This is a genomic window from Sphingomonas cannabina (assembly GCF_021391395.1).
Taxonomy (GTDB): domain Bacteria; phylum Pseudomonadota; class Alphaproteobacteria; order Sphingomonadales; family Sphingomonadaceae; genus Sphingomonas; species Sphingomonas cannabina.
In genome coordinates this window covers 3151785-3170194 of the sequence record NZ_CP090059.1, presented here as the reverse complement: position 1 = coordinate 3170194, position 18410 = coordinate 3151785, and the positions used below count along the sequence as shown (strand labels likewise).

The following is an 18410-nucleotide window of genomic DNA, read 5'->3' as shown; positions in this document are numbered from 1 at the left end:
TCTTGAACAGGGGTCTGGGCGGGGCGCTTCGCGGCGCGATTGCGGTGCTGGTGACGACGAGCCTGTGCGCGCCGTTGCCGCTGACGGGCGCGGCCATCGCGCAGACCGCGCCGGACGAGGCGCTGGTCGACCTCGCCAATCCGCTGATGGGAACCGATTCCAGCTACACCCTGTCCTACGGCAATACCTATCCGGCGGTCGCCGTGCCGTTCGGCATGAACTTCTGGACGCCGGTGACCGGCAAGCTGGGGAGCGGCTGGGGCTACACCTATGACGCCGAGAAGATCAACGGCATCAAGCAGACCCACCAGCCGAGCCCATGGATGAACGACTACGGCGCCTTCGCGCTGTTCGCGGAGACGGGACCGCTCAAGCTCAAGCAGGAGGAGCGCGCGAGCTGGTACAGCCACAAGGCCGAGGAGGCGCGGCCGTACAAGTACAAGGTCTATCTCGCCGACTATGACGTGACCGCGGAGGTCGCGCCGACCGACCGCGCTGCGCAGTTCCGCTTCACCTTTCCCAAGAGCGACGACGCGCACATCATCCTCGACGGCTATGATGGCGGGTCGATGGTGACGATCGATCCGGCGCGGCGGCGGATCACCGGCTATGTCCGCAACAACAGCGGCGGGGTGCCCAAGAACTTCCGTAATTATTTCGTCGCCCAGTTCGACCGCGACTTCACCGTCAGCCGCACCTGGGACGACAATTACCAGCTCGCCGCCGATCTTTCCCGTGAAGGCGGGCATGTCGGCGCGGTCGTCAGCTTCAAGACGCGCGACGGCGAGCAGGTGGGGGTGAAGGTCGCGTCGTCCTTCATCAGTCTGGAGCAGGCCGAGCGGAATCTGACGAGCGAGGTCGGCAAGGACAGCTTCGAGGCAACCGAGGCCAAAGCCAAAGCGATTTGGGAGAAGGAATTCGCCCGGATCCAGGTGAGCGATCCCGACCTCGACAACCGGCGGACCTTCTATTCGGCGCTGTACCGGATGCTGCTGTTCCCGCGGCGTTTCTACGAGTTCGACGCCAAGGGGCAGGTGGTTCACTACAGCCCCTACGACGGGCAGGTGCACCCCGGCTACATGTTCACCGACAACGGCTTCTGGGACACGTGGCGCGCGGTATTTCCATGGTTCGCGCTCATGTATCCCGAGCTCGACGGCCAGATCATGCAAGGGCTGGTCAATACCTACAAGGAATCGGGTTGGCTGCCGGAATGGGCGAGCCCCGGCCATCGCGACGTGATGATCGGGTCGAACTCGGCTTCGCTGATCGCCGACGCGTACATCAACGGCGTGCGCGGGTTCGACGTGGAGACGCTGTACGAGGCGATGGTCAAGAACGCGACCACCTCCGAGGGGCGGCCGAAGGACGAGCGGGGCGAGGTCGTCCATGCGGTCGGGCGCGAGGGCGTCGAGTACTACAACCGGCTCGGCTATGTGCCCTATGACGTCGGCATCAAGGAGAATGCCGCGCGGACGCTCGAATATGCGACGGCGGACTTCGCCATCTCGCGGCTCGCCGAAGCGCTGGGCAAGACCGAGGATGCGAAGCTCTATGCCAGCCGGGCGCAGAACTATCGCAAGCTCTACGACGCGCAGTCGGGCTGGATGCGCGGGCGCAACCAGGACGGGTCCTGGGCGACGCCGTTCAACCCGTTCAAATGGGGCGATGCGTTCACCGAGGGCAACTCGACCCACTACAGCTGGTCGGTGATGCAGGACGTCCAGGGGCTCATCGACCTGATGGGCGGGGACAAGCCGTTCGTCGACCGGCTCGATTCGATCTTCACCATGCCGCCGGTGTTCGACGAGAGCTACTACGGCCAGGTGATCCACGAGATCCGCGAGATGCAGATCGTCAACATGGGCCAGTACGCCCATGGCAACCAACCGATCCAGCACATGATCTATCTCTACGACTGGGCCGGCGCGCCGTGGAAGGCGCAGTATCACGTCCGCGACGTGATGAGGCGGCTCTATTCGGCGGCGCCCGACGGCTATCCGGGCGACGAGGACAATGGTCAGACCTCGGCCTGGTACGTGTTCTCGGCGCTCGGCTTCTACCCTGTGACGCCGGCGGTGGGCCAATATGCGATCGGCAGCCCGCTGTTCCGCTCGGTCCGGCTCACCATGCCGGGCGGCAAGGTGCTGACGATCGAGGCGGAGAACAACGGCGCCAAGAACGTCTACATCCAGTCGGTCAGCTTCAACGGCAAAGCGCACGACAAGGCGTGGCTCGACCGCGCGGCGCTCCAGCAAGGCGGCACGCTGCGGTTCGTGATGGGGCCGACGCCCAACAGGCAATGGGCGAGCGGTAAGGCCAGCGCGCCCTTCTCGATGAGCGCGCCGGCGGCGAAGTGAGAGAAGGGGAGATGACGATGTTCACGCGCCGCGAGGTGATGGCGGGCGCAGGTGCGCTGGCGATGGCGTCGGCGCTGCCGGCGAGGGCCGCGGAGGCGCTGGTCACCAAGCGGCCGCCCAAGAGCGCGCGGCACTTCACCAGCCGCGCGGTCGAGGCGGAGATCGCCCATGTGAAGCGCAAGATCGCCGACCCGGAGCTCGCCTGGTTGTTCGAGAATTGCTATCCAAACACGCTCGACACCACCGTCCAGCTGGGCGAGGTCGACGGCAAGCCCGATACCTTCGTCATCACCGGCGACATCGACGCGATGTGGCTGCGCGACAGCTCGGCGCAGCTGCAGACCTATGTCCATCTGACTCCGAAGGATGCGGAGCTGCGGAAGCTGTTCCACGGCGTGCTGCAGCGGCAGGCGCGCTGCATCCTGATCGATCCCTACGCCAACGCCTTCATGCATGATCCTGCTGCGCTCTCGAGCCTGCCGGCGCGGACCGACGCCACCGACATGAAGCCCGGGGTCGCGGAGCGGAAGTGGGAGATCGATTCGCTCTGCTATCCGATGCGGCTCGCGCACGCCTATTGGACGGCGACGCGCGACAAGGCGCCGTTCGACGAATTGTGGGCACGCGGGATGGCGCAGGCGGTCGCGACGCTGCGGGAACAGCAGCGCAAGGAAGGGCCAGGCTCCTATCATTTCCAGCGGGTCGACAAGTCGCCGACCGAGACGCTGATGTTCGGCGGTTATGGCGCGCCGACGCGCAAGGTCGGATTGATCCACTCGGGCTTCCGGCCCTCGGACGACGCGTGCGTCTATCCGTTCCTGATTCCGTCGAACCTGTTCGCGGTGTCGGCGCTCGGGATGCTCGCCAAGGTGCTGCGTGAGGCGCGCGGCGACGATGCGGCGGCCAGCCAGTGCGAGGCGCTGGCGGACGAGGTCCGCCAGGCGCTCGACACGTACGGCAAGATGCCGGACGGGCAGGGCGGCGAGGTCTGGGCGTTCGAGGTCGACGGCTACGGCAACGCCATCTTCATGGACGACGCCAACGTGCCGAGCCTGTCGGGCCTGCCGCTGCTCGGGGCGGCCGAGCGCAACGACCCGCTCTACCGCCGGACGGCGGCGCTCGCCTGGAGTCCACGCAATCCCTATTTCTTCGCCGGCAGCGCGGCCGAGGGGATCGGCGGGCCACATGTCGGCATGGACATGATCTGGCCGATGTCGATCATCACCCGCGCGCTCCTCAGCGACGACGATGCCGAGATCGTGAAATGCCTGCGCTGGCTCAAGACCACGCACGGCGGCACTGGTTTCATGCATGAATCCTTCCACAAGGACGATCCGGCGAAGTTCACGCGGAGCTGGTTCGCCTGGGCGAACGGGCTGTTCGGGGACCTGATCATCGATCTGTCGAAGCGCCGGCCCGCACTGCTCGCCGAGCGGTTGTAAGACTTTGAAACACGGAGACACTTCGATGATCACCGCCAACCGCCGCCAGCTGCTGTCCGGCACCGGGCTGGCCGTGCTCGGTGCGGCGCTGCCCGCCCGCAGCTGGGCGCAGGCGCCGGCGGCGGGGAGGCCGAACCTGTTCATCGGTACCGGTGGGCATGGCCATACCTTTCCCGGGCCGTCGCTGCCGTTCGGCATGGCCCAGCTCGGGCCCGATACCGACAATGCGCGCTGGGACGCCTGCTCGGGCTATCACAGCGATGACGGCTCGATCATGGGCTTCTCGCACACCCATCTGTCGGGCACCGGCATCGGCGACATGCTCGACGTGCTGGTGGTGCCGACGCGCGGGCCGCTCCAGCTCGAGCCCGGGCCGCTCGACAATCCCGACGCGGGTTATCGTCAGCGCTTCTCCGAGGAGCACGCCGAACCCGGCTATTATCGCGTGCGGCTGGAATCGGGGGTGCTGGCCGAGCTGACGGTGACCGAGCGGACCGGGCTCCATCGCTATCGCTTCCCGCAGGGGCCGGGGCATATCCTGATCGACTTCGCCCATATGATCATCGACCGGTGGGACAAGGGGACGCTGGTCGACGAGGCGTCGCTCGCGCTCGATCCCGACGGCACGCTGACCGGCAGCCGGCGCGTGCACCGCTGGGCCAAGGGACGCCGCATCCATTTCGCGATGAAGCTGTCGCGCAAGCCCGATCGGGTGCAGTTCTTTGCCGACGGGACTTCGCCTTCGCCCGAGGGCACGACGAAGGTTGCCGGCAACCGCCTCAAGGTCGCTCTGTTCTTCGACGACGCCGGCGGCGAGCCGATCCTGATCAAGACTGGTATCTCCGCGATCGACGTCGACGGCGCCCGCGCGGCGCTGGCGGCGGAGGCGCCGGGATGGGACTTCGACGGCGCCCGCGCCGCGGCTGCCCGCGCCTGGGCTAAGGAGATCGGCAGCGTGCGCGTTTCCGGCGGCACCGAGGCGCAGCGCACGATCATGGCGAGCGCGCTCTATCATTCCTTCCTCGCGCCGACCCTCTTCACCGATCGCGACGGCCGCTATGTCGGTCTCGACCGGCAGGTGCATCAGGCGCCCGAGGGCGAGCCTGCCTTCAGCACCTATTCGCTGTGGGACACCTATCGCGCGCTGCATCCGCTGCTGACGCTGGTACGGCCCGAGCGCGCCGAGATGCTGACCCGCGACCTCGTCCGCCAGACGCGCGAAAGCCCCTATGGCCCGCCGGTGTGGCCGCTGCAGGGCGTCGAGACGGGCACGATGATCGGCTGGCACGCGGTGGTGGTGCTCGCCGAGGCCTATGCGAAGGGGATCAAGGCCGACTATGCATCGGCCTGGCCGGTGATCCGCCGCCGGGCGTTCGACCGCACGATGACCGACATCGACAGCACGCTGGGGCGGAGCTTCTACTACGATCTCGGCTACATCCCGGCGGACAAGATCTGGGAGTCGGTCAGCCGCACCCAGGAATATGCCTATGACGACTGGGCGATGGCGGCGCTCGCCGAGGCGGCGGGGGCGAAGGAGGACGCCGCGGCGCTGCGCAAGCGCAGCCGCAACTACCGCAACGTCATCGACCCGAAGATCGGCTTCGCGCGCCCGCGTTTCAGCGATGGGAGCTGGTGGAAGGATTACGACCCGATCCAGCTCGGCCATGATCCGGAGAAGCACCGTGACTATACCGAGGCGAACGGCTGGCAGGCGACCTTCCTCAACCAGCACGACATCTATGGGCTGATCGAGCATTTTGGTGGCGACGCCGTGTTCGAGAAGAAGCTCGACGCCTTCTTCACCGCGCCCTCGACGCTGCCCAAGAATGCGCCGCCGGACATCTCTGGCCTGGTCGGCCAGTATGCCCACGGCAACGAGCCGGATCAGCACGCCGCCTATCTCTACGCCTATGCCGGCGCGCCGTGGAAGACGCAGGCGATGGTGCGCCGCCTGCTGGTCGAGATGTACAAGGACGATCCCGACGGCGTGATCGGCAATGACGACTGCGGGCAGATGAGCGCCTGGTTCGTGCTGAGCGCGCTCGGCTTCTATCCGGTCGATCCGGTGAGCGCGGTCTATGTGTTCGGCTCGCCGCTGTTCGATGAGGCGGAGGTCGAGGTCGGCGAGGGCAAGACGCTGCGCGTCCGCGCGCCGGGCAATGCGCCGGACCGGCCCTATGTCCAGTCGGTGCGCTGGAACGGCAAGCCGTGGACCCGCAACTGGATCGCCCATGCCGAGCTGATCAAGGGTGGTGAGCTGGTGTTCGAGATGGGAGCGCGCCCTTCGAAGTTCGGCGCGGCGAAGAAGGATCGGCCGCCGTCGTTCGGGCGAGGGGCGGCCTGAGGAACGCCGTCATCCCGGCGGAAGCCGGGATCTCGTGCGGCTTACGGTCCTGCAACTGCGTGAGATCCCGACTTTCGCCAGGATGACGGGATTTGCTACGCCGCGTAATCCGCGACGCCCGCTCCCGATGCTTTCCACAGCGCGCCGGGCTTGGGCAGCAGGAAGTGGCTGAACGGCAGGATCGCCGCGCCGACCGCGGGGGCGTCCTCGGAGAGTGCCGCGCGCGCGACGGGGGCGATCGCGGGGAACAGGTTCGTCTCCTCCCGCATCAGCGCATTGGTCCGCTCGGCGAGCTGCTCGAGCAGATGGCTGGGGAGGCGGCCGCCCATCAGCACCACCGCCGGATTGATCAGGCAGTTCACCGCGTCGAGCGGTACGGTCAGCTGCCGCGCGGCGCGCTCGATCCATTCCGTAACGCACGCATTCACCCGTGCATCGGCGGAGGGCTTGCCCATCGCATCGGCCAGCGCGAGGCCCTGGCCCTCGAGATGGCGGGCGAGGCCGGAGAGCGACACCAGCGCCTGAATCTGCTCGCCGTGGCCGTTGCTGCCGGGCGCGCGCATGAAGCCGAGCTCGCCGCTGCGCCCGTCCGCGCCGCGGACATAGGCGCCGTCGACGACGAGACCGCCGCCGAGGCCGGACGAGATCAGGATGTAGAAGAAGCTGTTGTACTTCTGTCCGAGGCCGAGCTGCATCTCGCCCATCGCGGCGGCGGCGGCGTCGTTCTCGGTGAAGACGGGAAGGTCGAAGGGTTCGGCGAAGAGATCGGCCATGTCGATCCCTTCCCAGGCGGCATAGGCGGCCGGGCGGCCGGGCAGGTCGACCGAGCCCAGATCGTCGGGCACCGCGACGCCGAGCCCCACCACTTTGCCGATCTCGACGCCGGCCTGGCGCAGCATCTTCTTGATCGAGCGGCGATAGAGCGAGCGGACGTGGTCGGGGAGGGCGAAGCTCACCTCCTCCGACACCCGGGCCAGGGTGTGGCCCGAAAAATCGACCAGCACGACGGTGATATGGTCGCGGTCGATGTTGACGCCGATCGAGTAGCAGGCGTCCCTTCGGATCACGAGTTTTGTCGGAGGCTGGCCGCGTCCGCCGCGGCGCTGGCCGGCTTCCTCGATCAGTCCGTCGTCGAGCAGGCGGCGAGTGATGTTGGCGATGGCCGGCGCGGTGAGGCCGGTGATGCCGGCGAGCTCCACCCGGGTCAGCGAGCCGCACACCCGGATCGCATGCAGCGTCACGCGCTGGTTATGGTCGGCGGCACGCTCGAGGTTGGTGCCGGACAGGCGCGGGCGGGCGCGGGACGGGGGCGTCATGCGGCGGTTCCGCGGATGGTGGCTGCGATCACGTCTGGGCTGTCCGGTTCAATCGTTGCGGCGTGCATCGCATGTTTTCCTTGCTATCGCTATCACGAACCCTCCACCGCCTCTTCCATCGTTTCCAGCGATATGCCGCGGGTTTCGGGGAAATAGCGCCATACGACGATGAATTGCACCACCATCGCGGCGGCGAAGAACCAGAAGGGCAGCGCCTGCATGTGCTGCGCGACCACGGGGAAGCCGAAGGCGATCAGCGCGTTCATGCCCCAATGGGTCGCGCTGCCGATCGCCTGGCCGCGGGCGCGGACGGCGGTCGGGAAGATCTCCGACAGATAGACCCAGATCACCGCGCCCTGCGAGATGGCGAAGAACAGGATGAAGACGATCAGCGCCGGCAGCAGCCAGACCTGGCCCGTGCCGCTGGTATAGATCGCCGCCACCGCGGCCAGCGCCGCCGCCGTCCCCGCCGCGCCGGTCAGCAGCAGCGGCTTGCGTCCGATCCGGTCGATCACCGCCATGCCGACCAAGGTCGCGACCAGGTTGGCGACGCCGATCGCCACCGACTGCAGGTCCGCCGACAGGCCGCTGAAGCCGGCGGCGGCGAAGATGTCGCCGAGATAATAGAGGATCGCGTTGATCCCGGAGAGCTGGTTGAACAGCGCGATCGCGACCGCGAGCAGGATCGGCTTGTGGTGCCGGCGCCAGTCGAGACGCGCGCCGCTGCCCTGGTCCTCGCCGGCGCGGAACTGTGCGATCAGCCGGTCGGGATCGCCCATCGAGAGCTGCCGGATCGCCTCGCGCGCCTCGGCCTCCCGCCCCTTTTGCACGAGCCACCGCGGGCTTTGCGGAATCCGCAGCAGCATCGCCAGGAACAGCAGCGCGGGCAGCGCCGCCACGCCGAGCTTGAGGCGCCAGGCGAGTTCGCCGTCGATGACCCGGCCGATCAGGAAATTGCTGACATAGGCCGCGAGGATGCCGGCCACGATGCTGAGCTGAAACGATCCGACCAGCAGCCCGCGACGCTCGGCCGGGCTGATCTCTGCGATATAGACCGGCGCCAGCACCGAGGAACCGCCGATCGCGAGGCCGCCGATGAAGCGGAAGCCGATCAGCATCGCCAGTCCGCCGCTCGCCGCCGAGCCGACCGCCGAGACGACATAGGCGATCGCCACCCACAACAACATGGTGCGGCTGCCGTAGCGGTCGCCCGGCGCCCCGGTGCCGAGCGCGCCGATCAGCGTGCCCACCAGCGCCGCCGAGACGGCGCTCCCCAGCGCGACCGGCGAGAGGCCGAAGGAATGCCGCAATGCGTCGGTCACGCCTGCGATCACCGCGGTGTCGAAGCCGAACAGCAGGCCGCCGAGCGCCGCCGCCACGACCGCATTTGGATTCAAGCTCCTAGTCGCCATGCCTTGATCCCCCTCCTGTTTGACCGACCGGCATCGATCGTTGAATTATGCAAATTGAAGTATTAATCGAGCCGATGCGCTGCACAAGCGGCTCCGGGCGCGCTCGGACCCGCTCGGGACACGAGCAGGCGTCTGGCAAGGGAGAGGGGGAAGCCTTCGTATGGTTCGATGCTCCTGTCTCGTGCCGAGGACGCCGATCCGGTTCCGCCTGGCGCTCATTCCCATGATCGGCGCGATCGTCCCTCCGCCGCCTTCCGTTCCAGTCGAAAGCAAGCTGCCATGATAATCGTCCCCGGCGCCGTGTTGCCGTGCGCAATCCTTGATCCATGTTCGCCGGACGGCAAGGCTGCTCTGCGTTTCGAGGATTGCGCATGAGCGTCGGCGCGGACGAGCTGCCGCTGGCGGGGATCGAGCTCGGCGGGACGAAATGCATCTGCACGCTGGCGCATGGGCCCGACGCGATCATCGACCAGCGCACGATCGCGACGACCACCCCTGACAAGACGCTGCCGGCGATCCTGGCGGCGCTGCACGAATGGGAGGACTCACATGGCTTTCGCGCGCTCGGCATCGCCTCCTTCGGTCCGCTCGAGCTGAATCCGGCCTCGCCGCGTCACGGGCAGATCCTCGCGACCAACAAGCCCGGCTGGCCCGGCACCGACGTGCGCGGCGTCCTGTCCGCGCCCTTTGCCGTGCCGGTGGGGTTCGATACCGACGTCAACGGCGCCGCGCTGGCCGAGATTCGCTGGGGGTGCGCGCAGGGCCTCGACGACTTCGCCTATGTGACGGTCGGCACCGGGGTCGGAGTCGGGCTGATCGTGCACGGGCGGCCGACGCGCGGCATCGGACATAGCGAGATCGGCCATATCCGCGTGCCGCGGCTGCCGACGGATCACCTCCCCAGCGCCTGCCAGTTCCACGACGATTGCGTCGAAGGGCTCGCCTCGGGCTCGGCGCTGGTGGCGCGGCTCGAGGGGCGCGCGGTCGCCGATCTCACGCCTAACGATCCGGTGTGGGAGCCGATCGTCGATGTGCTTGCTACTATGTGCCACGCGCTCGTCTGCGCGACCGGACCGCATCGCATTGCGATCGGCGGCGGCGTGGTGTCGGGCCAGCCCCATCTGCTCGAGCGGATCGAGGCGGCGCTGCGCAGGAGCATCAACGGCTATATGGAGCTTCCGCCGTCCGACTATATCGTCGCTCCCCGATTGGGAGCCTCGGCGGGGCCGCTCGGTTCGATCGCCCTGGCGGCGGGCGCCTGCGGGTAATCGCCCGGCGGGAACAAATCCGCGGTCCGGCGATTCGTGCAGTTCGCCGCCGCCACCGTTGAAAGGTGGCAGGGCGAAACTAACTAGGGGCGTAACGGCGTCACAGAGCGCCGGACATCGCAGGGAGGAGACCCCATGACCAGGAAGACCCAATTCGTCGCGCTGCTCGCCGGCAGTGCCGCGCCGTTGTCGCTGTTCGCGATGGCCGTACCGGCCCAGGCGCAGGACGCGGCGACTGCCGCACAGCCGCAGCAGACCGAACCGGCTGCTGCCGTACCCGAGGAGACGGGCGAGGATATCATCGTCGTCGGTACCGCCGGTGGCGGCACGCGGCGGCAAGATGCTGCGTTCGCCCTGACCACGCTCAACGCCGATGCGATCGCCCAGGCGGCGCCCAATAGCACTGCCGACCTGCTGCGCACCATCCCGGGCGTGATGGCGGAGAGCTCGGGCGGCCAGAACGGCGCCAACATCTTCGTGCGCGGCTATCCATCGGGCGGCGACGCGCAGTTCGTCACCTTTCAGGTGGAAGGCGTGCCGATCTTCCCGCCGCCGACGCTGTCGTTCCTCGAGAATTCGCAGCTCGTCCGGCTCGACGAGACGGTCGAGCGGGTCGAGGCGGTGCGCGGCGGTACGGGATCGCTGTTCTCGAACGGGCAGCCGGGCCTCACCGTCAACGTCGTCCAGCGCACCGGCGGCAGCAACTTCCACGGGCTCGGCAAGATTTCCTACACCGATTACGACGAGATTCGAGGAGACGCCTGGATCTCGGGGCCGCTCGACGAAGATACCGGCTTCATGGTCGGCGGCTTCTACGCCCAGGGCAACGGCATCCGCGATCCGCAGTTCCGCGCCGAGAAGGGCGGGCAGATCACCGGCAACATCCACCACGACTTCGGCAACCGCGGTTCGGTCGAGGTCTATGCGCGCTACCTCAACGACCGCGGCCAGTGGCTGCTGCCGATCCCGATCGTCCAGGACCAGGATGGCGACATCCACGCCTATCCGGGCTTCGACGCCGGCACCGGCGCGCTGCCGGGGCGCGAGACGCGGGTTACCACCAACCTCGCGGGCCGCACCGTCGACCTCGCCGACGGGCGCGGCGCCAAGGTGATCAACACCGGCGTCAACTTCGACTATGAGATCGCCGACGGCTTCCGCTTCCGCGAGCGCGCCAGCTATCTCGGCGGCCATGCCGATACCGTCGGGCTGGTGCCGACCGAGGCGCCGATCGCCGCTTCGGACATGGCGGAGCTGCTCGGCGGCGACGGTGCGACGCTCTCGAGCCTCAGCTACGTCAACGGCGGCGGGGCGCTCGCGGCGACGACGCCGGTGATGCGTGCCGGCGTGTGGGAGGTGCGCAAGAAGATATCCTCCTTCGTCGCCGATACCGGCTTCGAATGGTCCGCCGGCAAGAACAAGCTGACGGGCGGCTTCTACTACGCCAACTACACCTCGCGTGACCGTTGGGCGCTCGGCAACCAGGTGCTGCTGACGGGCGAGCCCAATGCACGGCTGCTCAACATGACGCTGACCAACGCGGCCGGCGCGCTGCAGACCGCGACCTTCAACGGGTTCACGAGCGGGCAGGGCTTCATTGTCGACGGGCAGTATGAGGGCAACGACTATGCCTTCTATGCGGTCGACGAGTTCCAGATCACGCCGGAGCTGCGCGTCGATGGCGGCGTGCGCTGGCAGCAGCACAAGGTCGACGGGATGATCCGCACACCCGCTGCCGCCACCGTCAATCTCGATGGCGATCCGAACACGCTCTACGACAATGCCGTCTCGGTGTTCGGTGCCCCGCGCCCGATCGACTATTCGGACTCGGCCTGGTCCTGGACGGTCGGCGCCAACTACGACATCACGAGCCAGATCGGCGTCTTCGCGCGCTACAGCCGTGGCAACAGCTTCCCGCAGTTCGACAATCTGCGTGACGGCCTGACGATCACCGCCAAGGTCGACACCTACGAGGGCGGGATCAAGGTCTCGATGCCGTGGCTCAACCTCTATGCGACGGTGTTCCACAACAAGTTCGACGGGCTGGCGAGCACGCAGCTCGTCGACAATGTGCCGCTCAGCCAAGTCGGCGGTGCCAAGGCGACCGGCGTCGAATTGGAGGGCGCGCTCCGGCCGTTCCGGGGCTTCACCCTGTCGGGGGCGGCGACCTACCTCCACGGCACCTATGAGGATTTCTTCACGGGTGGCGGCACGATCGACAACACTGGCAACCGCGTGCAGCGCCAGCCGCGCTGGGCGTGGCGCGTGACGCCGGCCTATGAGGTCGACATCGGCGGCTTCAAGCCGTCGATCTTCGCGACGCTGCAATATACCGGCGACCGATTCTCCGACCCGGAGAACGAGCAGCTGCTGCCGCACTTCTATCAGCTCGATGCCGGCGTGTCGGTCGACGTCAACGATCGGATACGGCTGCAGGTCACCGGCAACAACCTGACCGACGAGATCGGCCTGACCGAGGGCAACCCGCGCGTCATCGGCTCGCAGGGCGAGGGACCGATCCTGGCGCGGCCGATCCTGGGCCGGTCATTCCGGTTCAGCGCGGCGGTGAAGTTCTGATCGTGGAGCGGGTGCCGGGTTCCGGCGCCCGTTTCCTTTTCGCGTAACCCGCGAGGGGCCATGGACCGCCGCACGCTGCTCCGCCGCACCGCCACCCTGGCCGCCGGGACCGCGCTGGCACCGGCGCTAAGGGCGGCGCCGGCGGGGCGGCAGCGCAACGTGCTGCTGCTCATCTCGGACGACCAGGGGCTCGATCTCGGCTGTTATGGCGTGCCGATCCGCACGCCGCGGATCGACCGGCTGGCGCGGGAGGGGACGCGATTTACCCAAGGCTATGCCGCCGTCTCCTCGTGCAGCCCCAGCCGGGCTGTCATCAATACCGGCCTCTACACGCACCAGAACGGCATGTATGGGCTGCAGCACGACGTGCACCACCAGTCGCTGCTCGACGGGATCGAGACGCTGCCGTCGCTGCTGCGGCGTGCGGGCCATGCGGTCGCGCTGGTCGGCAAGAAGCATGTCGGGCCCGACAGCGCCTTTCCCTATGAGGTCGAGCTGGTGCCCGAGCGATCGGGCATCCGCGACGTGCGTGAGCTGGCGGTGGCGGCAGGAAGCTTCATCCGGTCCACCAACGACCGGCCGTTCTTTGTCACGGTCGGCTACAGCGATCCGCATCGCGCGGCGGCCGATTACGGCAACGACCGCCGCTGGCCGGGAGTCAAACCGGCGCGCTACGATCCGAGGCGCGTACTGATCCCGTCGCATCTGCCGGACATTCCCGCGGTGCGACAGGACCTTGCCGAATATTATGAATCGCTGAGCCGCCTCGACGTGGGCGTCGGCATGATCCTGGCCGAGCTGGAGGCGAGCGGGCGGGCGAAGGACACGCTGGTGATCTTCCTCAGCGACAACGGCCGGCCGTTCCCGGGCGCCAAGACCAATCTCTACGATCCCGGTCTCCATCTGCCGCTGATCATCCGCGCGCCGGGCCAGCGGGCCAGCGTCAACGACGCGATGGTGAGCTGGGTCGACATCGCGCCGACCGTTCTCGAGTTCACCGGTGTGGCAGGGCCGAAATACCCGCTGTCGGGCCGGTCATTGCTGCCGCTGCTCGGGCAGCGGGGCGGGGAGGGGCGCGACGCGGTGTTCGCCAGCCACGACTTCCACGAGATCAACCAATATTATCCGATGCGCGCGATCCGCACGCGCACGCACAGCTATATCCTCAACCTCGCTTCACCGCTGGACTATCCGATCGCGGGCGACGTCGCCGGATCGCCGAGCTGGAAGGCGATCAGCGCCGATCCGTCGATCCGGCTCGGCAAGCGGACCCAGGCGGCCTATCTCAAGCGGCCGGCGGAGGAGCTCTACGATCTCGGGCGCGATCCCGACGAGCTGACCAACGTCGCCGCCGATCCGGCCTATGCCGGCGTGCTTTCCGACCTGCGCGAGCGGCTGCGGGCGATGCGCGCGGCGACGCGCGATCCGTGGCTTGCCGGGCAGACCGATCCCTATGCGCACATGGAGCATGGCGCATAGGCGGTTCGATCAGCTCGCCGGAGCGTTCGCCAGGTCCGGGTAGCGCTCCAGGATCGCGCTCGCGATGCCGTTGGTCCAGCCGAAGCCGTCCTGCGTCGGATATTCGCCGCCGCCGCCGGCGCGATGCTCCTCGACGTCGTATTTCTCGAGCATCTTGCCGGTCTCGCCGTAGGTGAGCGCGACGGTGTGCATCCAGCGCTTCGAGATCTCGCGCGCGAGGTCCTTCTGGCCGTAGCGATCGAGCCCGGCGATCGCGACCCATTGCAGCGGCGCCCAGCCGTTGGGCGCATCCCATTGCTGGCCGGTGCGGACCGGCGTGGTGCGCAGCCCGCCCGGCGCCAGCAACACGCGGCTGACGGTCTGCGCCACCGCCGACGCCTGGTCGGGCGAGGCGGCGCCGACGAACAGCGGATAGAGCGTCGCCGCGGAAACCACGGAGGTCGGCTTGCGTGCGATCCGGTCCCAGTCGGCGTAGCGGCCCTCGCGCGCGACCCAGAGATAGCGGTCGATCGCCGCCTTGCGACGCTTGGCCTGGGCGGCGAAGTCGGTGGCGCAGGCGATGTCGGCGAGGGCGCGGCAGCGGTCAGCGATCCGCTCCTCCATCGCGAACATCAGGCTGTTGAGGTCGACCGGCACGATGTCGGCGGTGCGGATCGTCGCCAGCGTCCTGGGGGCCGGGAGCCAACGCGCGCTGAAGTCCCAGCCGCTCTCCGCGGCGGCCCGCAGGTGGCGGTAGACCTCGCCCGCCGGACGGCCGCTCGCGCGGGCGGTGGCGACGTCCTCGGCATAGGATTCGTCGCGGGGGGTGTCCTTGTCGTCCCAGTAGCGGTTGAGCAGCGAGCCGTCCGGCATCCGCACCACGCGCGCGCAGACGCCGGTCCTGTCGAGGCAACTCGTGCCTTTCATCCAGAAATCATGCTCGCGCCGAAGCGCCGCCAGTCGCCGCCTGGCGAGCGCCGGGTCCTCGCTCTTCGAGAGGTCGAGCATCAGCGCGTAGAAGGGCGGCTGCGATCGGCTGAGATAATAAGTGCGCATCCCGTTGGGGATATGGCCGTAGCGCTCGATCGTGTCGGTGAAGTCGGCGAGCATCGATTCGACCAGCGGCTGCTGCCCGTCGACGGCCAGGCCGACCATCGTGAAATAGCTGTCCCAATAATACATTTCGCGGAAGCGGCCGCCGGGGACGACATAGGGCTCGGGCATCGGCAGCGCCGAGCTACCCGGCGGCACCGGCTCGGGCTGGCGCACCAGCGTCGGCCAGAGCCTGCGGACGTGCGCGCGCACGTCGCTCGGGCCGTGGTCGTTGACGCCGGGAACGGTGAAATTGTCCAGCACGAAGCGGCGCAGCGCCTCCTTGCCGTTCGGGCGCGCCTGGGAATAGGCGGCGACGATCGCCTTGGGGTCGCGCTTCGGCACGGCGTCGACGAAAGTCTTGCCGTCAGGGAAGAGGCGCTGCATCTGCACCGCGGCGAACAGGTCGCCGTAGAGCTCGGCCGGCGATTGCGGCGCGGCTTGCTGCGCGGGGGTGGCGGTGGCGAACCACAGCGCGCAGGCCAGCGCCGCGCCTTTCGACCATTGCCTGAACATGACTGTCCTCCCTTCGTCTGTCGGTGTGCTCCTGCGAAGGCAGGAGCCCTGGCCGCGAGCGAGGCCTCCGCGATCCAGAGCTCCTGCTTTCGCAGGAGCACGAGTTCACTGACTCTAGACCCGGACGCCGACTTCCGTCCTGCCTTCCTCGCCGAAGATCCTCAGATAGCGCCGAATCTCGTCCGGATCACCGGTAGCCTTGGCGGGATTGTCGGAAAGCTTCACCGCCGGCCGGCCGTTCGCCCGCGTCACCTTCGCCACCAGCGAGATCGGTTCCAGTTCCGCGGCGCCGTCGGGATCGCAGCCGCGGAAGTCGTTGGTGAGGTTGGTGCCCCAGCCGAAGCTCATCCGGACGCGACCGTGGAAATGGCGCCAGGTCGCCTCGATCGTGTCGACGTCCATCCCGTCGGAGAAGATCAGCAGCTTCTCGCGCGGATCGCGGCCGCGCGCCTGCCACCAGGCGATGATCTGCTCGCCCGCCTCGATCGGCGGCAGGCTGTCGGGGCGGAAGCCGGTCCAGTCGGCTACCCAGTCCGGCGCATCGCGCAGGAAGGCGGCGGTACCGAACGCGTCGGGCAGCACCACGCGCAGGTTGCCGGAATAATGCGCCTGCCATTCCTCCAGCACGCGATAGGGCGCCGCCGCGACGCCGGCATCGTCCTCGGCCAGCGCGGCGAGCACCATCGGCAGCTCATGGGCGTTGGTGCCGATCGCCTCCAGGTCGTTGTCCATCGCCAGCAGCACGTTGGAGGTGCCGATGAAGCGCTCGCCGAGCCCTTCCTTCAGCGCCTCGACGCACCAGCGCTGCCAGAGGAAGCCATGCCGCCGCCGCGTGCCGAAGTCGGAGAGCATGAGGTCGGAAAGCTGGCGCAGCCGCTCGACCTTGTCCCACAGCTTCGCCTTGGCACGGGCGTAGAGCACGTCGAGCGCGAAACGGCCCTTGCCGCGCATCGCCGCGCGCGACCTGAGCTCGTTGACGATGGCGAGCGCGGGAATCTCCCACATGGTCGTATGCGTCCAGGGGCCGTCGAAGGTCAGCTCATACTGGCCGTCGACCGCACGCAGCTCATAGTCGGGCAGGCGGAAGTCGCGCAGCCAGGCGATGAAGTCGGGCGCGAACATCTGCTGGCGGCCGTAGAAGCTGTTGCCGGCGAGCCAGATCAGCTCCTTGTTGGTGAAGCGCACGGTGCGCGCATGGTCGAGCTGCTCGCGCAGCTCGCGTTCGTCGATCACCTCGGCGAGCCGGACCGACCTGGTGCGGTTGATGAGCGAGAAGGTCGCCTGCACATCCGGATGCAGGTGCCGGATCATCTGCAACATCAGGAATTTGTAGAAATCGGTGTCGAGCAGGCTGCGGACGATCGGGTCGAGGCGGAAGCCGTGGTTGTAGGTGCGGGTCGCGATGTCGGTGACGGCCATGTGCCCCTCCCAAGAACAAGGGACATCTGCCTGCGCTCCTATGCCCGCTGCAAGCATTGATCCGTGCGGTGGGTTAAAGGCCGATAATCCCAAGGAGGTAGCGCGCGGACATTATCGGGGACAGCCGGTGCCGCTGTCGCGATCAATCCACCGACGTCGGAAACTCTTGGGCCGCGCAGGGGTTCTTCTACGGTGGACAACAGGGAGGATGCCCCGGCCGGCGAACCGGCCAGGATCACTCCCCTTGTTCGACGGAATATTCATCCGACGAGTTCGGCCGCATGCCGCCGCATGGTGGTGGAACGTGATCGGCCCCTCTTCAGCCGGAGGAGGAGGAGGTCGGTATGGAGATCCTGCACGAGCGCAATCCCGACATGGCGACCTTGGATGGTGATACCGGCCGCGAGATGGCGGAGCAGGCCGTCACCCGGTCCCCCGAAACGCAATCCGCTCATCGCAAGGAGGTGAGTCCGGGTCTCCGGCGACTGGCGACGCTGACCTCTCTCGACGAGGCCGAGCTGATCCGCATCGCTTTCATGGCCGAGCGCACGCAACGCAGGGTCAAGGCCCGGTCGGAGCTGATGCGGGAGGGTGATCCCATCGCGCGACCGCTGCTCATCCTGTCCGGCTGGGCCGCGCGGATGCGCACGCTCTCGAACGGGCGGCGGCAGCTTCTGAGCCTGCTGCTGCCCGGCGACCTGATGGGGATCGGGCGCGGACATCAGCCGGTCGCGCTCAGCACGATCGTCGCGCTGACGGATGTAGCGATTTGTCACCTTCCGCGTCAGGAGGAACTCGATCCCGACTCCGGCCTGGCGGCCGCCTATGACCTCAGCCGCACGCTCGACGATCATTATATGCTCGCGCAGATCATGCGGCTGGGGCGCCTTACCGCCTACGAGCGGATCGCGGACTTCCTGCTGGAGCTGTACGAGCGGCTCGAGCCAGCCGGCGTCGCCCGCGGAGGCAGTTTCCCGATGCCGCTCACCCAGGAACTGATGGCGGACGCGATGGGGCTGACCAGCGTCCATGTGAACCGCACGCTCCAGGCGCTCCGGCGCGAGGGGGTGGTGACGATCGGCAACAGCATGGCGACGCTGCACCAGCCGGCCGCGCTGGCCGAGATGGTGGGGCATCGCGTGCCGATCTTCTGACGGCCGGGGTATCGAACGCTCGACAGCGCGCGCCGATGATCGCAAACGG

General features: G+C 67.8%; 11 protein-coding genes. 7 read left to right on the top strand and 4 right to left on the bottom strand.

The annotated features are described in order from the left end of the window. Nucleotides 1-80: 80 nt before the first annotated feature. The 3 genes from LZK98_RS15005 to LZK98_RS14995 are packed head-to-tail and all read left to right on the top strand — an operon-like array spanning nt 81 to nt 6149. Nucleotides 81-2360 (top strand): GH92 family glycosyl hydrolase, encoded by a 2280-nt coding sequence (locus tag LZK98_RS15005; RefSeq protein WP_406694214.1) that lies wholly within the window; start codon nt 81-83, stop codon nt 2358-2360. Between the two features lie 17 nt (nt 2361-2377). Next, nucleotides 2378-3802: a glycoside hydrolase family 125 protein gene (locus tag LZK98_RS15000; protein ID WP_233786604.1), complete on the top strand. Its 1425-nt coding sequence runs from the start codon at nt 2378-2380 to the stop codon at nt 3800-3802. Nucleotides 3803-3827: 25 nt separating this feature from the next. Beyond that, nucleotides 3828-6149 carry a GH92 family glycosyl hydrolase gene (locus LZK98_RS14995; protein ID WP_233783223.1) on the top strand — a complete coding sequence of 774 codons (2322 nt, stop codon included), beginning with the start codon at nt 3828-3830 and terminating at the stop codon, nt 6147-6149. Nucleotides 6150-6244: 95 nt separating this feature from the next. Here the strand turns inward: LZK98_RS14995 and LZK98_RS14990 are convergent, their stop codons facing one another. Continuing rightward, nucleotides 6245-7465 carry an ROK family transcriptional regulator gene (locus tag LZK98_RS14990; RefSeq protein WP_233783222.1) on the bottom strand — a complete coding sequence of 407 codons (1221 nt, stop codon included), beginning with the start codon at nt 7463-7465 and terminating at the stop codon, nt 6245-6247. 92 nt (nt 7466-7557) lie between these two features. Further along, the gene (locus tag LZK98_RS14985) at nt 7558-8877 is read right to left on the bottom strand and encodes a sugar porter family MFS transporter (protein WP_233783220.1); all 1320 of its coding nucleotides are present in this window, start codon (nt 8875-8877) and stop codon (nt 7558-7560) included. Nucleotides 8878-9248: 371 nt separating this feature from the next. Here LZK98_RS14985 and LZK98_RS14980 point away from each other — a divergent pair, with 371 nt between their 5' ends. The 3 genes from LZK98_RS14980 to LZK98_RS14970 all read left to right on the top strand — a co-directional run bounded on the left by LZK98_RS14980 (nt 9249) and on the right by LZK98_RS14970 (nt 14201). Further along, nucleotides 9249-10145, top strand: a complete 897-nt coding sequence (locus LZK98_RS14980; protein WP_233783218.1) for an ROK family protein — start codon at nt 9249-9251, stop codon at nt 10143-10145. Between the two features lie 135 nt (nt 10146-10280). Next, entirely contained in the window at nt 10281-12722 is a 2442-nt protein-coding gene (locus LZK98_RS14975) for a TonB-dependent receptor (protein WP_233783216.1), read from the top strand. Nucleotides 12723-12782: 60 nt separating this feature from the next. Continuing rightward, nucleotides 12783-14201: a sulfatase-like hydrolase/transferase gene (locus LZK98_RS14970; RefSeq protein ID WP_233783214.1), complete on the top strand. Its 1419-nt coding sequence runs from the start codon at nt 12783-12785 to the stop codon at nt 14199-14201. A gap of 9 nt (nt 14202-14210) precedes the next feature. Here LZK98_RS14970 and treF read toward each other — a convergent pair whose 3' ends face one another. Together treF and pncB are read right to left on the bottom strand one after the other, a co-directional pair. Then, the gene (gene treF, locus LZK98_RS14965) at nt 14211-15788 is read right to left on the bottom strand and encodes an alpha,alpha-trehalase TreF (protein WP_233783212.1); all 1578 of its coding nucleotides are present in this window, start codon (nt 15786-15788) and stop codon (nt 14211-14213) included. Between the two features lie 114 nt (nt 15789-15902). Then, nucleotides 15903-17207: a nicotinate phosphoribosyltransferase gene (gene pncB / locus LZK98_RS14960; protein ID WP_233783210.1), complete on the bottom strand. Its 1305-nt coding sequence runs from the start codon at nt 17205-17207 to the stop codon at nt 15903-15905. Between the two features lie 344 nt (nt 17208-17551). On the opposite strand from pncB, the gene LZK98_RS14955 reads away from it, so the two are divergent. Next, nucleotides 17552-18361, top strand: coding sequence for a Crp/Fnr family transcriptional regulator (locus LZK98_RS14955; protein WP_233783208.1), 810 nt, complete (start codon nt 17552-17554; stop codon nt 18359-18361). Nucleotides 18362-18410: the final 49 nt, after the last annotated feature.